Source organism: Agrobacterium vitis, assembly GCF_037039395.1.
Taxonomy (GTDB): Bacteria; Pseudomonadota; Alphaproteobacteria; order Rhizobiales; family Rhizobiaceae; genus Allorhizobium; species Allorhizobium vitis_E.
The window spans coordinates 3,190,835-3,208,383 of sequence record NZ_CP146242.1; the positions used below are offsets into that span (position 1 = coordinate 3,190,835).

Sequence of the window (17,549 nt, forward strand, 5' to 3'; positions counted from 1 at the left end):
ATGCTGATTTGGCTCGTCGAACTCGCAAACCACGTACAATTTTTCAACCTGTTCCGGTACATCACCTTCCGGACCGGGGCGGCGATGTTCACGGCAGCCTTGATCGTCTTCCTGTTTGGACCGAAGATCATCGCCTCTCTCAAAGTGCGTCAGGGCAAGGGCCAGCCGATCCGTGCCGATGGGCCGCAGACCCATTTCAAGAAATCCGGTACGCCGACCATGGGCGGGCTGATGATTCTGGCGGGCATTGTCGGTTCCTCACTGCTTTGGGCTGATCTTTCCAATGTCTATGTGGTGGCGACGCTGCTGGTGACGCTGGGCTTTGGCGCCATCGGCTTTTACGACGATTACCTCAAGGTCACCAAGCAATCGGACAAGGGCTTTTCCGGCAAGGCGCGGCTGGCCATCGAGTTTCTGATTGCCGGGATCGCGGTATTCTTCATGATGGAAGCGGCAAAGATTTCCGCGCCGCAAGGCCCGCATCTGGCGACCTCCATCGCATTTCCGTTCTTCAAGGATGCGCTGCTCAATGTCGGCTATTTCTTCATCGTGTTTGGTGGCTTCGTCATCGTCAGCGCCGGGAATGCCGTCAACCTGACCGATGGGCTGGACGGGCTGGCCATCGTGCCTGTGATGATCGCCTCGGCTGCTTTCGGGCTGATTGCCTATCTCGCCGGTAATGCAGTGTTCTCAGGATATTTGCAGATCAATTTCGTGCCGGGCACCGGCGAACTGGCCGTCATTCTTGGCGCTGTCATCGGGGCCGGGCTTGGTTTCCTGTGGTTCAATGCGCCGCCAGCGGCAATTTTCATGGGCGATACCGGTTCGCTGGCTTTGGGCGGCTTGATCGGCACGGTGGCGGTTGCCACCAAGCACGAGATCGTCATGGTAATCATCGGCGGGCTGTTCGTCATGGAAACCCTGTCGGTCATCATCCAGGTATTCTGGTACAAGCGCACCAAGAAGCGGGTGTTCTTGATGGCGCCGATCCATCACCATTTCGAAAAGAAAGGCTGGACGGAAAGCCAGGTCGTCATCCGGTTCTGGATCATTGCGGTCGGCCTTGCCATGCTGGGTCTTGCCACATTGAAGCTGCGGTGAGGGCGCGATGATCCCGGTTACCAGCTTTTCCAATTGCAGCGTCGCCCTGTTCGGGCTTGGCGGCTCCGGCCTTGCCACTGCCCATGCCCTGGTGGCTGGTGGTGCGGCGGTGACGGTCTGGGATGACAATCCCGACAGCGTCGAGAAGGCGCGGGTGGAAGGGCTGGAAGCGCGGGATCTGCGCCAGATCGACTGGAGCGGACTTTCCGCCTTTGTTTTGTCGCCGGGCGTACCGCTGACCCATCCCAAACCGCATTGGACGGTGGACCTGGCAAAGGCAGCAGGCGTCGAGATCATCGGCGATATCGAGCTTTTCGTGCGCGAGCGTCGGGCGAAGGCGCCTGATTGCCCCTTCATCGCCATTACTGGCACCAATGGCAAATCGACCACCACGGCGCTGATCGGTCATATTCTTCACCACAACGGCTATGACGTGCAGATGGGCGGCAATATCGGCACGGCGGTGCTGACCCTGGAGCCACCCGCACCTGATCGTTATTATGTGGTGGAATGCTCGTCCTACCAGATCGATCTTGCCCCCGGTATTAATCCAACGGCAGGCATTCTCCTGAACCTCACCCCCGACCATCTCGACCGCCACGGCAGCATGGAGAATTACGCGGCGGTGAAGGAGCGGCTGATCTCGGGTAGCGGTGTTGCGATCATCGGCGTCGATGACGATTATTGCGAGGCGATTGCCGAGCGGCAGGAGCGTGTGCGGGCGGCGGCTTATCATGAGGGGGCTAACGCCCGCCGCGTCATCCGCATTTCACAGCACACACATCTCCAGGATGGTTTATATAACCGGGATCACCGTATTTTCCGTGGCGACGATCTGATTGCCGACCTGAACGGGATCGCTACGCTGCGTGGCAGCCACAACGCCCAGAACGCGGCAGCGGCCATTGCCGCTTGCCTGACGGTCGGATTATCGAAAGAGCAGATCCAGGCTGGCTTGTCGTCCTTTGCAGGGTTGAAGCACCGGATGCAGCCGGTTGGGCGGCGGGGACATGTGGTGTTCGTCAATGACAGCAAGGCGACCAATGCCGAGGCGTCTGCACCGGCCTTGTCCAGCTATGAGCGGATCTACTGGATTGCTGGCGGCCTGCCCAAGCAAGGCGGGATTGCCAGCCTTTCGCCGCTGTTTCCACGTATTGCCAAGGCCTATCTGATCGGTGAGGCGGCGTCCAGCTTTGCTGCGACGCTCGGCAATGCCGTTTCTTACGAGATATCCGGCACGCTGGACCGGGCGGTTGCCCATGCCAGCGCCGATGCGCAAGACGATATGAATGGCGGTGAGGTTGCGGTGATGCTCTCCCCGGCTTGCGCAAGCTTCGACCAGTACAAGAATTTTGAAGTCAGGGGCGAAGCCTTCGTTTCGCTGGTAGCCGGGCTTGACGATGTGACGATGCTGATCCAACAGGCTTCAGGAGAGACATGACATGGTAAGCCGTGCAGAACGTGGAGCTTTGGCGGATTGGTTCTGGACCATTGACCGGCTCTTTCTGGTAACATTCATCGTGCTTCTGGGCATCGGTTTCATGCTGTCCTTTGCCGCGTCTCCGGCGGTGGCCGAGCGCATCGGGCTGGACAGTTTCCACTTCGTGCGCCGTCAGGCCGCCTTTACCATTCCCTGCCTGGCGACCATGGTCGGCCTGTCCTTCCTGTCGCCCCGGCAGGTGCGCCGCGCCGCGGTCCTCATCCTGCTTGCCTCGATCGCCCTCATGATCCTGGCGCTGTTCTTCGGGCCGGAGGTCAAGGGCGCGCATCGCTGGATCAATTTCGGCAGCCTGTCGATCCAGCCTTCGGAATTCATGAAGCCCGCCTTCGTGGTGGTTTGCGCCTGGTTGTTTGCCGAACATGCCCGCCAGCCGGATATTCCGGGCAATTTCTTTGCTATCCTGCTGTTCATGGTCGTCGTGGCGCTGTTGATGGTCCAGCCGGATTTCGGCCAGACCATTCTGACCTCGGTGGTTTGGAGCGGCATGTTCTTCATGGCGGGCGTGCCGTGGATCTTCATCATCGTGCTGGCCCTGGTCGGTGGGGCCGGTTCGACAATTGCCTATTATACCATGCCGCACGTGGCTGGCCGTATCGACCGATTCCTGACCGGCGAGGGCGATACGTTTCAGGTGGATACGGCGCGTGAGGCGATCATTCGCGGCAACTGGTTCGGGGTTGGTCCGGGTGAAGGCATCGTCAAGCGGATCATTCCCGATGCCCATACCGACTTCATCTTTTCGGTGGCTGCCGAGGAATTCGGCATCATTTTCTGCCTGCTGCTGGTGTCGATCTTTGCCTTCCTGGTTATTCGCGGCCTTGGCCATGCCTTTCGCGAGCGCAACGACTTCAACCGTTTTGCGGTGGCCGGGCTGATCCTGCAGATCGGCGTGCAGTCGATGATCAATATCGGCGTTAATCTGGAACTTCTGCCCGCCAAGGGCATGACGCTGCCCTTGATCTCCTATGGTGGTTCTTCCATGGTGGCGATTGGCGTTACGGCGGGCTTCATCCTGGCACTGACACGCCACCGGCCGGAAAAGCGCTCGCAGGAGCGACGCTTGTTCAGGTCGGTCCAGGGTGTTCCAGCAGAATAGGCCAGCGGAGTAAATCATGACCAAAGGTCTCATTCTTCTTGCCGCCGGGGGAACCGGCGGCCATTTGTTTCCGGCCGAAGCGCTGGCTCATGAGTCTGAGAGCCAGGGGCTATAGCGTGCATCTGGTGACTGACAGCCGCGCCGAACGCTATGCGGGCAAGTTCCCAGCCGACGCCATCCATGTCGTGCCTTCTGCCACCATTGGCTCGAAAAATCCGATTGCCGTGGCGAAAGCGCTGCTGACATTGTGGCGCGGCTACCGTGCTGCCCGTACCTTGATCGCAGGCCTGAAACCCCTTGTGGTCATCGGCTTTGGCGGCTATCCGACCATCCCGCCCTTGCTGGCGGCGCGCGCGCTTGGCGTTGCCACTGTTATCCATGAGCAGAACGCTGTGATGGGCCGGGCCAACCGGTTTCTGGCACCCAGGGTCAAGGCGATTGCCGGTGGCTTTTTGCCAGCGGGCGGTGCATATGCCGACAAGACCGTGGTGACTGGCAATCCCGTGCGGCCTGCCGTGCTGGCAGCCTCCGAGACGGATTATCAGCCGTCCGGCGATGGCGATCCATTCGAGCTTGTGGTGTTTGGCGGCAGCCAGGGCGCCCAGCATTTTTCCAATGCCGTGCCGAGCGCCATCTGCATTCTGGACGATGTGTTGCGCGCGCGCCTGCGGATAACGCAGCAGGCACGGCCTGAAGATGCCGACCGGGTGAAGGCGCTTTATGAGAAGTTGAAGGTTCCCGCGTCGGTCTTGCCGTTCTTCGGCGATATGGCCGAACGGATCGGCGCATCGCAAATGGTGATTTCCCGCTCCGGTGCGTCTACCGTATCGGAGCTTGGCGTGATTGGTCGCCCTGCGGTGCTGGTGCCCTATCCCTATGCGCTGGATCACGACCAGGCCGCCAATGCGGCGGCGATTTCCGGTCAGGGCGGTGCGGTTGTCGTGCCGCAATCGGATCTGACGCCGGAAAAGCTGTCGGCACTGTTGAAGGACTGGATGACCAGCCCGGCTAAGCTGGCCCATATGGCGGCTTCGGCACGAAGTGCGGGACAACCGCAGGCAGCAGGCTTGCTTGCCGATCTGGTTCAGACTATTGCCGAAGGCAAGGACGTGAAGACTATGAAGGACGTGAAAGCATGAAAATGCCGAAGAGCATCGGTCTGGTGCATTTCATCGGGATCGGCGGGATCGGCATGAGCGGCATTGCCGAAGTGCTGCACAATCTTGGCCATCGGGTACAGGGATCGGACCAGGCGGAAAGCGCCAATGTGCAGCGCCTGCGTGCCAAGGGCATCGAGGTGTTTGTCGGCCACAAGCCGGAAAACCTGGGTGATGCCGAGGTCGTTGTCGTTTCCACCGCCATCAAGAAAGACAATCCTGAACTGGTGGCCGCCCGTGAAAAGCTGCTGCCAGTGGTGCGTCGCGCCGAAATGCTGGCGGAGTTGATGCGGTTCCGCAATGCCATCGCCATCGGCGGCACGCATGGCAAGACGACGACCACCTCGATGGTGGCAGCGCTGCTTGAGGCGGGCCAGCTCGATCCGACCGTGATCAATGGCGGCATCATCAATGCCTATGGCACCAATGCCCGCATGGGCGAGGGTGAATGGATGGTGGTTGAGGCCGACGAATCGGACGGCACTTTCCTGAAACTGCCCGCCGATGTGGCTGTTGTTACCAATATCGACCCGGAGCATCTGGACCATTACGGCAATTTCGACGCCGTGCGCGCTGCGTTTCGTCAGTTCGTCGAGAATGTGCCGTTCTACGGTTTTGGGGTCATGTGCCTCGATCACCCCGAAGTGCAGGCGCTGGTTGGCCGGATCGAGGACCGCAAGGTCGTCACCTATGGTGAAAACCCACAGGCCGACGTACGCTTCTCCAACGTTCGCAATGAAGGCACCAAGTCGATTTTCGATGTGGAGATCCGCCGTCGCCGCACGGGCCGGGTTTTCAGCTTCAAAGACCTGACCCTGCCGATGCCGGGCCGCCACAATATCTCCAATGCCTGCGCGGCCATTGCGGTGGCCAACCGGCTGGATATTTCCGAGGAAGCAATCCGCAAGGGCCTGTCCACCTTCGGTGGCGTCAAGCGGCGCTTCACCTTGACCGGCACCTGGAACGGCGTGCAGGTGTTTGACGATTACGGCCACCATCCGGTGGAAATCAAGGCGGTGTTGAAGGCGGCGCGCGAGAGCTGCAAGGGCCGGATCATTGCCGTGCATCAGCCGCATCGCTTCTCGCGTTTGTCGAGTCTATTCGAGGATTTCGCCAATTGCTTCAACGATGCCGATAGTATTCTGTTGTCGCCAGTTTATGCTGCGGGAGAAGATCCCATCGAGGGCATCGATTCTGAGGCGCTGGTGTCGCGCATCCGGTCGGGCGGTCATCGGGATGTGCGCTATCTGGCCTCGCCGGATCAGCTGGCCGGGATCATTTCGGCCATTGCGCAACCGGGTGACTTTGTGGTCCTGTTGGGGGCTGGAAATATTACACAATGGGCAGCGGCGCTGCCTTCAGAATTGCAAGCGCTTTCGGGAAAATCGGAATGAAACAGGTGGATGGGGAAAAGCTGCTGGCCCGCTTGGGGCCGGGTGTGGATGCGCTGCGGGGACGGCTGACGCCTGACGCGCCGATGGACCGGGTGACCTGGTTCCAGGCGGGCGGTTTGGCGGAACTGATGTTCCAGCCGCATGACAGGGACGATCTGGTCACCTTTCTGAAGCTGCTGCCCGATGATGTGCCGCTGACCGTGGTCGGCGTCGGCTCCAACCTGTTGGTGCGCGATGGCGGTATTCCCGGTGTGGTGATCCGCCTGTCGGCCAAGGGGTTCGGCGGCCTGGAACTGGCAGGCGAAAACCGCATCCGCGCTGGTGCTATTTGCCCCGACAAGCATATCGCCGCCATGGCGATGGACAACAATATTGGCGGTTTCGCTTTCTACTATGGCATTCCCGGCTCGATTGGCGGGGCGCTCAGGATGAATGCTGGCGCCAATGGCGGCGAGACGGCAGAGCGGGTCGTCGAGGTCGAGGCCGTAGATCGCCAGGGCAATCTGCATGTGCTGTCCAAGGCTGACATGGGCTATGGCTACCGTCACTCCTCGGCACCGGAAGGCTTGATCTTCATCAGCGGCCTATTTGAAGGCTTCCCCCAGGAGAAATCTGTGATCCGGGCCGAAATGGACGCCGTGCGTCAGCACCGCGAAACCGTACAGCCGGTCAAGGAAAAGACTGGTGGCTCGACCTTCAAGAATCCGGAGGGCCATTCCGCCTGGGAATTGATCGATGAAGTCGGCGGACGCGGCCTGATGATCGGCGGCGCGCAAATGTCGTCGCTGCATTGCAATTTCATGATCAATGTTGGTCACGCCACGGCCTACGATCTCGAATATCTGGGCGAAACGATCCGTGGTCAGGTATTCGAACACTCCGGCATCAAGCTGCAATGGGAAATCAAGCGCCTTGGCCTGTTCATGCCCGGCAGCGAAGTGCGGCCCTTCATGGGCGCGACGAGCGAATAAGCCAAACGGCTATTTATAAAAAACGCCGCCAGGTGAATCACTTGGCGGCGTTTTTTGTTGTTCAGAATCTGATTCAACTTGGCCAGATTGTTACACTTCGCCCTTGCGGGATGCGAGAATGCAGACCAGCGTGATCACGGCGGCAAGGCCGAGATAGTAGCCGACATAGGCCATGCCGTAATTGGCCTGGAGCCAGGTGGCGGCATAGGGTGCCAGCGACGCGCCGACGATGCCTGCGAAGTTGAAGGTCAGCGAAGCGCCGGTATAGCGGACATTGGTGGGGAAGGGGGCAGACAGAGCAGCCCCGATCAGCGCATAGGTCATGCCCATCAAGGCCATGGAGCCCGCGGCGAAGATTGCCACACCTGTCTCACCTGCGGTCAGCAGAACCGGCAGTAGGAAGGAGAAACCGGCAATCATCACGGTGATGCCGATCAGCGCCTTGCGGCGACCGATCTTGTCGCCGACCTTGGCCGTCAGCGGAATGAAGATGCCGAACACCACCGAGCTCATGATCTGGATTTCCAGGGCGTCGATGAAGGGGATCTGCAAGACCTTGATATTGTAGGACAGCAGCCAGGCCGTGCCGATGTAGAACAGCACGAAGGTAACCAGAGCCACGAAGGTGCCGAGGAACAGGCTGCGCTTGTATTTGCCAAAGATTTCGGCAACCGGCACGGCCACCCGCTCATGGGCTTCCATGGCCTTGCGGAAGGCTGGCGTTTCGGAAATCGAAAAACGCACCCAAAGACCGATGACGATCAGCAGGGTCGAGGCCAGGAACGGAACGCGCCAGCCCCAGGCCAGCAGGTCGTCCTTGGAAATCACATGCAGCAGCAACCAGAAAATACCCGACGACAGAAACAGGCCGACCGGTGCGCCAAGCTGCGGGAACATCGCATACCAGTTGCGCTTGCCTTCCGGGGCGTTTTCGGTGGCCAGCAATACGGCTCCACCCCATTCGCCCCCAAGACCAAAGCCTTGCCCGAACCGGCACAGCGCCAGCAGCAACGGCGCAAATACGCCGATCTGCCCATAGGTTGGCAGAAGGCCGATCACCACGGTGGAAATGCCCATGGTCAGCAGAGCCGCCACCAGCGTCGTCTTGCGGCCGATACGGTCACCGAAATGGCCGAACACCACAGCGCCCAGCGGACGGGCGAAAAACGCGATGGAAAAGGTTGCAAACGAGGCCAGCAGAGCCGTCATCGGATCGCTGTTGGGGAAGAACAGCGCCGGGAAAACCAGCACGGCCGCCGTTGCGTAGACGTAGAAATCAAAGAATTCGATTGTGGTGCCGACCAGGCTTGCCGTCAGGACTCGTGCAGGAGAATTCAATGCAACAGGTGCCAGCGGCTCGGCGGACGGCGATACGGTGCGTATCGCATCAGTCATGGTGATGGGGTCCAATTTGAGTTCAATGGTGGTTTTTCGCAATCATGCCGCATGTCCAAAGAATATCCGGCAGTTGTCGTCAGGCGTTGGCTTTACGCATTCACACGCGTAATTTCAACCTGTTCCCCTTATTCCTATAATAGAAACGACTTTAGAAACGGCTTTTGCCCGGTTCGCTGTCAGGGGATGAATGGCGATCGAAATCCGCATTAGACCGTGGGCAGGAGAGGGCGGCTCATCTCTGCGTGCTTTTGCCCAACCGGAATTTTGTCGGCAGAAGTTTTAATTGACATCCATTATTGTTATTATTTATAAGATATTTATCAATTTCTTGTGCTCGCAAGTGCAATCTGTGGGGCTTGCGGCCGTCAATAGACTGCTCCGGTATTTCCGGCCTTCGATGGTCAGGGTTTATCCGATGCGGCTTCCGGAGGGGCTCCATGAAACGATTTCTTTTTGCCTGTTCTATCGTGCTGATGGCGGGACAAGCCATTGCGCAAGTTCCGCCGCCACCACCAGGTCCAGGTCCTGTGCCACCCGGTCCGGGGGCAATGCCGCCACCGCCGTCCTGCGTCGCGCCGCCGCCTCGCCGGGGCATGCCACCCTTGGTTTGCCCGGTCCGCAGGCCTTTGCCGCCCGGCGCGCCATGCAGCTGCCGGCTTCCTGACGGACGGCGAGTTCCAGGCGTTGTGGAACCCTGATACGGATGTGCTGCCTCTGATCGAAACGTGTCAAATCGCGTTTCGATGTTGGGCGGCGCATGTCCTTGCAAGCCTTGATTTTGCCTGAGCCCACCAGTGTTTGCGTTCTGGGTTTACGTGGTGTGATGAATTCGAAGCCGTGCCGTACAGGGATCTCATCTTTCCCTTGGCACGGCTTTTTGTTGTTCCGGCCATGATGTCGCTGCCGGTAGCCAGCGGACTGTCTCCGTTTTCACCTATCGGCACGACCTTCTTCAATACGGGCCTTTGCCTTGTTTCTCGGGGCCGAACCCATCGGGCGGCCAACGATAACTCCCAGAAAAACAAAAGTAATTTTTGGTCGTTAACACCTGTAAACGGTTCGTTAACCTTAATGGCGTTTTATCATGTCAGGTGCATGAACCGGCGCGATTCGCGCCGCAAGTCGGGCGCAAAGGTAAGGCGGAAAACCGCAATTGTTTTGTTTGGGTGCGTGAATGGCTAAGAAGCATGTTGCCGTATTGCTGGGTGGATTTTCGTCGGAGCGGCCTGTCAGCCTGGCCTCTGGCGCCCCTTGCGCATCGGCGCTTGAGGAGCACGGCTACCGCGTGACACGGGTGGATGTCACTCGCGATATCGCCAGCGTGCTTCAGGAGTTGAAGCCTGATGTGGCTTTCAATGCTTTGCATGGCCCTTTCGGTGAAGACGGCACCATTCAGGGTATCCTCGAATACCTCTCCATCCCCTATACGCATTCCGGTGTGCTGGCCTCGGCGCTGGCTATGGATAAGGCGCAGGCGAAGATCGTGGCGGCGGCAGCAGGTATTCCTGTGGCTTTTGCCCGTCAGATGTCGCGCTTTGATATCGGCAATGTCCATCCGATCGAGCCGCCTTATGTCGTCAAGCCGGTGCGGGAAGGCTCCAGCTTCGGCGTGGTGATCGTCAAGGAAGATCAGTCGCATCCGCCGCAGGTCCTCGGCTCGTCGGAATGGCGCTATGGCGATACCGTCATGGTCGAATCCTACGTGGCTGGCCGCGAATTGACCTGCGGTGTCATGGATGGCAGGCCGCTGGCCGTGACCGAGGTGATCGCCAAGGCCAATACATTCTACGATTACGACTCTAAATACGCCGCAGGTGGCTCGGCCCATATCATTCCGGCGCAACTTTCACCGAAAATTTACCAAAAAATACAAGACTTGTCCGTCAGGGCCCACAACGCGATCGGGTGTCGTGGCGTCAGTCGGTCCGACTTCCGTTACGACGACCGTTTTTCTGAAGATGGCGACTTGATCTGGCTGGAGGTGAATACCCAGCCGGGCATGACGCCAACCTCGCTTGTGCCTGAAATGGCTGCGCATGCGGGCATTTCCTTTGGTGAATTCGTCAGCTGGATGGTGGAGGACGCGTCGTGTTCACGGTAAGCGCCAAAAAATCGGCAAAGGGCAGCAAGGCTGCACCTTATCGCGCGCCCAGCCTGGCGGATGACGGCTTGATGGCTCTGCCGCGCCCTGCTCGCCGGCTGGTGCGGTTCGTCGTCGCTCTCTGCTCAGGCAGGGTGGCTGTGCCGGAACATCTCGGCAAGGTTTCTTTTGCGGCCTATATCCTTGCCGTCGGTGGTTACGGCATCGTCAAGGGCGGTCACTGGCCGGACTTTGCCGAGGCGATGACCTCGACTGCGGGTTTTGCAGTTGAAGACGTCAAGCTGTCGGGCAATGTTCACACATCCGAAATCGATGTGCTGCAATCGCTGGGTCTGGATGGTGCGACCTCTCTGGTGGCCATCGACGCCGATGACGCGCGCCGTAAGGTCGCGGGCCTGCCTTGGGTAGAGCAAGTCGAGGTTCGCAAGATCTATCCGCGCACCATCGAGGTGAATATCAAGGAACGTGAGGCCTATGGTATCTGGCAGCATGGCACCGACCTGTCGCTGATCGAAAAGAGCGGCAGCATCATCGCGCCGCTGCGTGACAATAAATTTGCCACCCTGCCGCTGTTCGTTGGCCGTGATGCCGAAGTGGCAGCCCAGGACATTGCCGGAGAGTTTGCGACCTGGCCTCAGATTACCGGTCGCGTCAAAGCCTATGTTCGCGTCGCCAGCCGTCGTTGGGATCTCTATCTCGACAATGGCGTCGTGGTGAAGTTGCCGGAAGACGATGTCGATGGCGCGATGGCGCGTCTGGCGAAGATGGAAGCGGATCACCAATTGCTGGACCGCGACATCGCTGCTGTCGACCTGCGCCTTTCAGACCGCATGACCGTCCAATTGACGCCTGAGGCGCTGGTGCGCCGTCAGGCTGCGGTGACGGCTCGCGCCAAGGCCCTCGCCAAGGCGGAGAAAGAGACATGAGCGTCTTCGGTTCCTCTTTCGGATTGCCCCGTATGAAACCTCTCTCGCACAAGCGCAGCCATGTCGTTTCGGTTCTCGATATCGGCTCTACTAAAGTGGTCTGCATGATCGGCCGGCTGACGCCGCGCAAGGAAAGCGATGTCCTGCCGGGCCGGACCCATCATGTCGAAGTGATCGGCATTGGCCACCAGCGTTCGCGTGGCATGAAGTCCGGCGTGATCTCCGATATCGAATCGGTGGAAAGCGTCGTGCGGCTTGCGGTGGATGCCGCCGAGCGCATGGCGGGCCTGACCGTCGACAGTCTGATCGTCAATGTCTCGGCTGGCCGGATCGGCTCGGACGTCTATACCGCCACCATCGATCTTGGCGGCCAGGAAGTGGAAAGCGCCGATCTCAAGCGGGTTCTGTCTGCTGCCAGCCACCAGTCGCAACGCCGTGACCGGGTGCTGCTACATTCGCTGGCGACTGGCTTTTCGCTGGATGGCGAGCGCGGTATCCGCGATCCACTCGGCATGTTCGGTGATACGCTGGGTGTCGACATGCATGTGGTGACGGCGGAACGTCCGGCGCTGAAAAATCTCGAGCTTTGCATCAACCGCGCCCATCTGACGGTCGAGGGCCTGGTGGCGACGCCTTACGCCAGCGGCCTTGCCGCTCTGGTGGACGACGAAGTCGAGCTGGGCTGCGCCGCTATCGACATGGGCGGCGGCACGACGACGATCTCGGTATTTGCCGAGGGGAAGTTGATTCACACGGATGCCATCGCCATTGGCGGCCATCATGTCACCACGGATCTGGCGCGTGGTCTTTCGACCCGCATCGAGGATGCGGAGCGGTTGAAGGTCGTCCATGGTTCGGCCTTTGCCAATGGCTCTGAAGAGCGCGATGTTGTTGCAATTCCGCCAATCGGCGAAGACGATCGCGATTTACCGATCCAGGTTCCACGTTCTTTGCTGACGCGAATCATTCAAGCGCGTATTGAAGAGACTCTGGAGATGATTCGCGACCGAATCCACGCATCGGGCTTTAGCCCCGTGGTCGGCAAGCGTTTGGTTCTGACCGGTGGCGCAAGCCAGTTGACCGGTCTTCCGGAAGTCGCGCGGCGGATGCTCGCCCGCAATGTCCGGATTGGCCGCCCGATGGGGGTCTCTGGCCTGCCTGTGGCGGCCAAGGGACCGGCTTTCTCCACTGCGGTAGGTCTGATGATCTATCCGCAGGTGGCCGATCAGGAGATCGCCGTGGGGCAGGGAGGCTTGTTCTCCTCTGGCTCCGGCAACAGCCGCATGATGCGCGTGGGACAATGGTTGAAAGAGAGTTTTTGAGGACCTGCGCCTTGCGGGTGAAAAATCGATTCGGGGCGCGCGATCAAGAGACAAGACATGGCCAGCGTGGCGATGCGGCCAGGGAAAGAAGGAACGGGTAACATGACCATCAATCTGAACAAGCCGGATATTACCGAACTCAAGCCGCGCATTACCGTGTTCGGCGTCGGCGGCGGCGGCGGCAATGCCGTCAATAACATGATCACCGCTGGTCTTCAGGGGGTGGATTTCGTTGTTGCCAACACCGATGCCCAGGCCCTGACCATGACCAAGGCAGAGCGGATCATCCAGCTCGGCGCCAATGTCACCGAAGGTCTCGGCGCCGGTTCGCAGCCGGAAGTCGGCCGCGCTGCTGCCGAAGAATGCATCGATGAGATCATCGATCACCTGAACGGCACCCACATGTGCTTCGTCACCGCCGGCATGGGCGGCGGCACCGGCACCGGTGCGGCTCCGGTCGTTGCCCAGGCTGCCCGTAACAAAGGCATCCTGACGGTTGGCGTCGTCACCAAGCCCTTCCATTTCGAAGGCGCGCGCCGCATGCGTCTGGCCGAAGCCGGTATCGATGCGCTGCAGAAGTCGGTCGATACGCTGATCGTCATCCCGAACCAGAACCTGTTCCGCATTGCCAACGACCGGACGACCTTTGCCGACGCCTTCGCGATGGCTGACCAGGTTCTCTATTCCGGTGTTGCCTGCATCACCGACCTGATGGTCAAGGAAGGCCTGATCAATCTCGACTTCGCCGACGTTCGCTCGGTGATGCGTGAGATGGGCCGCGCCATGATGGGCACCGGCGAGGCTTCCGGCCCAGGCCGTGCGCTTCAGGCTGCCGAAGCCGCCATTGCCAACCCGCTGCTCGACGAAACCTCGATGAAGGGCGCCCAGGGCCTGCTGATCTCCATCACCGGTGGTCGCGACCTGACGCTGTTCGAAGTCGACGAAGCCGCAACCCGTATCCGCGAAGAAGTCGATGCCGACGCCAACATCATCCTCGGCGCCACCTTCGACGAAGCGCTGGAAGGCCTGATCCGCGTATCGGTTGTTGCCACCGGCATCGACCGCGCCGCCAATGCGCTGGAAGCACGCGGTGCTGAAATGCGCACGATCTCTGCCAAGCCAGCGATTCGTCCGTCCGCCGCCTTTACGCCTGCTCCTGCCGCTCCGGCACCTCAGCCAGCGCCTGTTGCCGCTGCTCCGGCACCAGCTCCGGTTGCCGCAGCGCCGTCGATCTTTGCAACGCGCCCGCTTGATCCGGTCGCCGAGCAGATCCGCAATGCTGAAGCTGAAATGGAACGCGAACTGGAAATCGCTGTGGCCCGCCAGGCCGCCATGCACGCCCAGCCTGAGGTGCAGCAGCCCGCCGCTGCCCAGCCTGCTGACGATTTCCGTCCGCAGAGCAAGCTGTTTTCCTCGTTCGCCGCTCCGGAACAGCCGGTTGCCCGTGCGCCGCAGCCAGCGCCTGCCATGCAGCCCGCTGCTGTACCACAGCCAGCCTTCCGCCAGGAGCCCGTTGCTCCTGTCATGCGCCAGGAACCTGCCGCGCCGGTCATGCGCCAGCCCGAACAGTCCCGCATGCCGAAGGTCGAGGATTTCTCGCCGGTCGTGCAGGCGGAGCTGGATCATCGCAACCAGCCTGCCGCCCAGCAGGCATCCGAGGATCGTGGTCCGATGGGGCTGCTGCGCCGCATCACCAACTCGCTCGGCCGTCAGGAAGACAATGTTGCTTCCGATATGACTGCACCAGCACCGGCAGCCGCCTCTCAGCAGCGCCGTCCGCTGTCGCCGGAAGCCAGCCTCTACGCACCGCGCCGCGGCAATCTGGACGATCAGGGCCGTCAGGTGCCGCAGCCTCGTGCCGCGCATGATGACGACCAGCTGGAAATTCCAGCCTTCCTGCGCCGCCAGTCGAACTAAAGTTTGCCTTAGGAAAAGTGGAGCCCGGTTTTCCTGAAAAGACAAACGATAGCAAAAATCGGGAGTTTGGCTTGTTCAATTGGAACCCGCCGGACCCTGAGTCTCTCGCCAGAGATGCGTTTTGGAAACCCGGATCGAACGATCCGGGTTTCTGTTTTCTTAATGCCTGTTTCAGATGCTGATTTCTTGTTGAGACAGTGCCGTTAATCCACAGTTTTCCAAGGTTTTTTCAAGGATTCGGTTTCGTAACAATCGGAAAGAAACATTGATTTGGATTGTTGCGTTTCCAAACGTATATCCCTGATAACGAAGAGTGCCAGGCAGACCGATGAGTGGTTGGTTGGCGCTTCAGAAGCGACGAGGCCCGGCGGTTACGCAAGGGTATGGACTGGCAGATGAGTAGCCGGTCCAGCCTTCAAGGCCTCGGATCGGATTTGAAGACTTGAAAGGTGAATGTTAATGGCAATCGGTTTGTTGAGCTTCCAGACGACTATCGCTCAACCGGTCACCCTGAAGGGGATCGGCGTGCATTCCGGTCAGCCTGTTACCATGAGCTTTCTGCCTGCCGAAGCCGGAACTGGCATCGTGTTCCACCGCCAGCATGCCAATGGTTCCGTTACCGAGCTGAAGGCTGTCGCCTCCCAGGTTGGTAATACCGATCTCAGCACCGTTCTGGGCTCTTCGCCAACCCATTGGGTGGCCACCGTCGAGCATGTGATGGCCGCCATTTATTCGCTCGGTCTCGACAATCTGGTGGTTGAGGTCGATGGACCGGAAACTCCGGTCATGGATGGCAGCTCCGCCGTCTATATCGACGCCATCGAGCAGGCCGGTATTGTCAGCCTTGGTGTGAAGCGCCGCTATATCCGGGTGATGAAGCCGGTTCGGGTCGACAATGGCGCGTCCTGGGCGGAGTTTCGCCCCTATGAAGGAACGCGCTTTGAAGTGGAAATCGATTTCGATTGCCCGCTGATCGGCCGCCAGTCCTGGCAGGGTGATCTGACACCACAGAGCTTCAAACAGGAATTGTCGCGCGCCCGGACCTTCGGTTTCATGCGCGATGTGGAGCGCCTGTGGGCCGCAGGCCTGGCGCTTGGTTCGTCGCTCGAAAATTCCGTGGTGATTTCCGATGACGACAAGGTCGTCAATATCGAGGGTCTTCGCTATCCCGACGAATTCGCCCGTCACAAGACGCTGGATGCTGTCGGCGATCTGGCTCTGGCCGGTGCGCAGTTCATTGGCTGCTACCGCTCCTATCGCGGCGGTCACAAGATGAACTCGCTGGCGTTGAAAGCTTTGCTGTCGGATGCTTCGGCCTATGAAGTGGTGGAAGCGCCCGGCGCACGTAGCGGCAAGGCAAGAGTGCGGGAATTCGTGGCGATCAACGCACCGGGTTTCGCGCCTTGGACGGCCTGAAGATTCGCGGCATCATTTCGCGGGGATCTGTGCTTGGCGAAGTGGTCGATAGAATCAGTTGAATTAAAACGGCGCCGGAAGGCGCCGTTTTCGTGTGGTTGGTTTCGGGCATTTCATCTGATGTAACAGCATCGGAGCGAAAGTTAAGAGCCGGTTTTCGGATAAATCCGATGGGAAAGCAAACAGCTATCGCATCGTCCTGATTCCGGTTTTCTGCTCGATGCTATATTGTCCAAAATAAAACAGCAGATTGTGGCGTTACGCCATAAAAATGCGTTAAAACATCACCATTGCGTTGCCCTATCGTTATCTTTATGGCTAAAACGCCAAGCGGAAGCGATGGCTTTTTAGAAGCAGCGCTGCAATCGGGATCTGTCGTATGAGTGAAGTGAAGTCTTCCATGATCAACAAATCAGCGCGGATGCTTGCCGTTTGCCTGTCTGTCGCCGGCGTTGCGCCGCTGCTCAGCGCTTGCAATACCGACAAGGATATCGACATTACCAAGCTCGGCGCCGAGACGGATCCGCCGGAAACCCTCTATAATCAGGGTCTGGCCAACATCAAGGCTGGTAATCTTGCTGAAGCGTCGCGCAAGTTCGATGCCGTTGACAAGCAAAACCCGTTCTCTGACTGGTCGCAGAAGGCGCTTGTCATGAGCACCTTCGTCAAGTACCGCCAGGGCAAATATACCGAGGCCATTTCGACCGGTACGCGCTACATGACGCTTTATCCGTCGACCAAGGATTCGGCCTATGTGCAATATCTGATCGGTCTGTCCAACTGGCGCCAGATCCCCAACGTGACCCAGGACCAGAAATTCTCGTCCAGGACACTTGAGGCGATGGACAAGGTGGTCAAGAACTACCCGACGTCCGAATATGTGTCCGACGCCCAGGAAAAGATGCGCTTTGCCCGCGACCAGCTGGCCGGCAAGGAAATGCAGATCGGCCGGTATTATCTGGAGCGCAAGGAATATCTGGCGTCGATCCAGCGGTTCCGCAATGTGGTTGAGCAATATCCGACGACCAACCAGATCGAAGAAGCGCTGGCGCGTCTCGTGGAAGCCTATTATGCCATGGGCGTGGTGCAGGAAGCGCAGACGGCAGCCGCCGTGCTGGGTCACAACTATCCTGACAGCAAATGGTACAAGGATAGTTTCGAACTGCTGAAAACCGGTGGTCTTGAGCCGCGGGAAGCCCAGGAGAGCTGGATTTCCAGAGCCGGTAAAAAGATTCTGGGCTCATCCTGA

Annotated in this window: 13 protein-coding genes and 1 pseudogene; 12 read left to right on the plus strand and 2 right to left on the minus strand. The window is 59.4% G+C overall.

Features of this window, described 5'->3' with window-relative positions; translation table 11 throughout:
- The 6 genes and pseudogenes from mraY to murB all read left to right on the plus strand — a co-directional run bounded on the left by mraY (position 1) and on the right by murB (position 7,220).
- Positions 1-1,101 carry a phospho-N-acetylmuramoyl-pentapeptide-transferase gene (gene mraY / locus V6582_RS17265; protein WP_060717637.1) on the plus strand — a complete coding sequence of 367 codons (1,101 nt, stop codon included), beginning with the start codon at positions 1-3 and terminating at the stop codon, positions 1,099-1,101.
- A 7-nt stretch (positions 1,102-1,108) separates the two neighbouring features.
- On the plus strand, positions 1,109-2,542 hold the full coding sequence (gene murD / locus V6582_RS17270) for a UDP-N-acetylmuramoyl-L-alanine--D-glutamate ligase (protein ID WP_156632599.1): 1,434 nt from the start codon (positions 1,109-1,111) through the stop codon (positions 2,540-2,542).
- Between the two features lies 1 nt (position 2,543).
- Positions 2,544-3,698, plus strand: coding sequence for a putative lipid II flippase FtsW (gene ftsW / locus V6582_RS17275; RefSeq protein WP_015916506.1), 1,155 nt, complete (start codon positions 2,544-2,546; stop codon positions 3,696-3,698).
- Between the two features lie 16 nt (positions 3,699-3,714).
- Positions 3,715-4,837: pseudogene (gene murG, locus V6582_RS17280) on the plus strand (undecaprenyldiphospho-muramoylpentapeptide beta-N-acetylglucosaminyltransferase).
- Complete coding sequence (murC, locus tag V6582_RS17285) at positions 4,834-6,249, plus strand: UDP-N-acetylmuramate--L-alanine ligase (protein WP_156632597.1); 1,416 nt, start codon at positions 4,834-4,836, stop codon at positions 6,247-6,249. The pseudogene murG and the gene murC overlap by 4 nt, the downstream one beginning before the upstream one ends.
- Positions 6,246-7,220, plus strand: coding sequence for a UDP-N-acetylmuramate dehydrogenase (gene murB / locus V6582_RS17290; RefSeq protein WP_156632596.1), 975 nt, complete (start codon positions 6,246-6,248; stop codon positions 7,218-7,220). Before murC ends, murB begins: the two co-directional genes overlap by 4 nt.
- 90 nt (positions 7,221-7,310) lie before the next feature.
- Here murB and V6582_RS17295 read toward each other — a convergent pair whose 3' ends face one another.
- Positions 7,311-8,615: an MFS transporter gene (locus V6582_RS17295; RefSeq protein WP_156632595.1), complete on the minus strand. Its 1,305-nt coding sequence runs from the start codon at positions 8,613-8,615 to the stop codon at positions 7,311-7,313.
- A gap of 465 nt (positions 8,616-9,080) precedes the next feature.
- Entirely contained in the window at positions 9,081-9,377 is a 297-nt protein-coding gene (locus V6582_RS17300; protein ID WP_156632594.1) for a hypothetical protein, read from the minus strand.
- 415 nt (positions 9,378-9,792) lie between these two features.
- On the opposite strand from V6582_RS17300, the gene V6582_RS17305 reads away from it, so the two are divergent.
- The 6 genes from V6582_RS17305 (at position 9,793) to V6582_RS17330 (ending at position 17,549) form a co-directional block, all read left to right on the plus strand.
- A complete protein-coding gene (locus V6582_RS17305; RefSeq protein WP_156632593.1) occupies positions 9,793-10,719 on the plus strand; it encodes a D-alanine--D-alanine ligase in 927 nt (308 codons plus the stop codon).
- The gene (locus tag V6582_RS17310; protein ID WP_337739306.1) at positions 10,707-11,645 is read left to right on the plus strand and encodes a cell division protein FtsQ/DivIB; all 939 of its coding nucleotides are present in this window, start codon (positions 10,707-10,709) and stop codon (positions 11,643-11,645) included. The genes V6582_RS17305 and V6582_RS17310 overlap by 13 nt, the downstream gene beginning before the upstream one ends.
- A complete protein-coding gene (ftsA, locus tag V6582_RS17315) occupies positions 11,642-12,967 on the plus strand; it encodes a cell division protein FtsA (protein ID WP_015916499.1) in 1,326 nt (441 codons plus the stop codon). The genes V6582_RS17310 and ftsA overlap by 4 nt, the downstream gene beginning before the upstream one ends.
- Positions 12,968-13,069: 102 nt before the next feature.
- Positions 13,070-14,884 carry a cell division protein FtsZ gene (gene ftsZ, locus V6582_RS17320; protein ID WP_156632591.1) on the plus strand — a complete coding sequence of 605 codons (1,815 nt, stop codon included), beginning with the start codon at positions 13,070-13,072 and terminating at the stop codon, positions 14,882-14,884.
- Positions 14,885-15,343: 459 nt separating this feature from the next.
- Positions 15,344-16,300: a UDP-3-O-acyl-N-acetylglucosamine deacetylase gene (gene lpxC, locus V6582_RS17325; RefSeq protein WP_156632590.1), complete on the plus strand. Its 957-nt coding sequence runs from the start codon at positions 15,344-15,346 to the stop codon at positions 16,298-16,300.
- 379 nt (positions 16,301-16,679) lie between these two features.
- Positions 16,680-17,549, plus strand: a complete 870-nt coding sequence (locus tag V6582_RS17330) for an outer membrane protein assembly factor BamD (protein ID WP_060717626.1) — start codon at positions 16,680-16,682, stop codon at positions 17,547-17,549.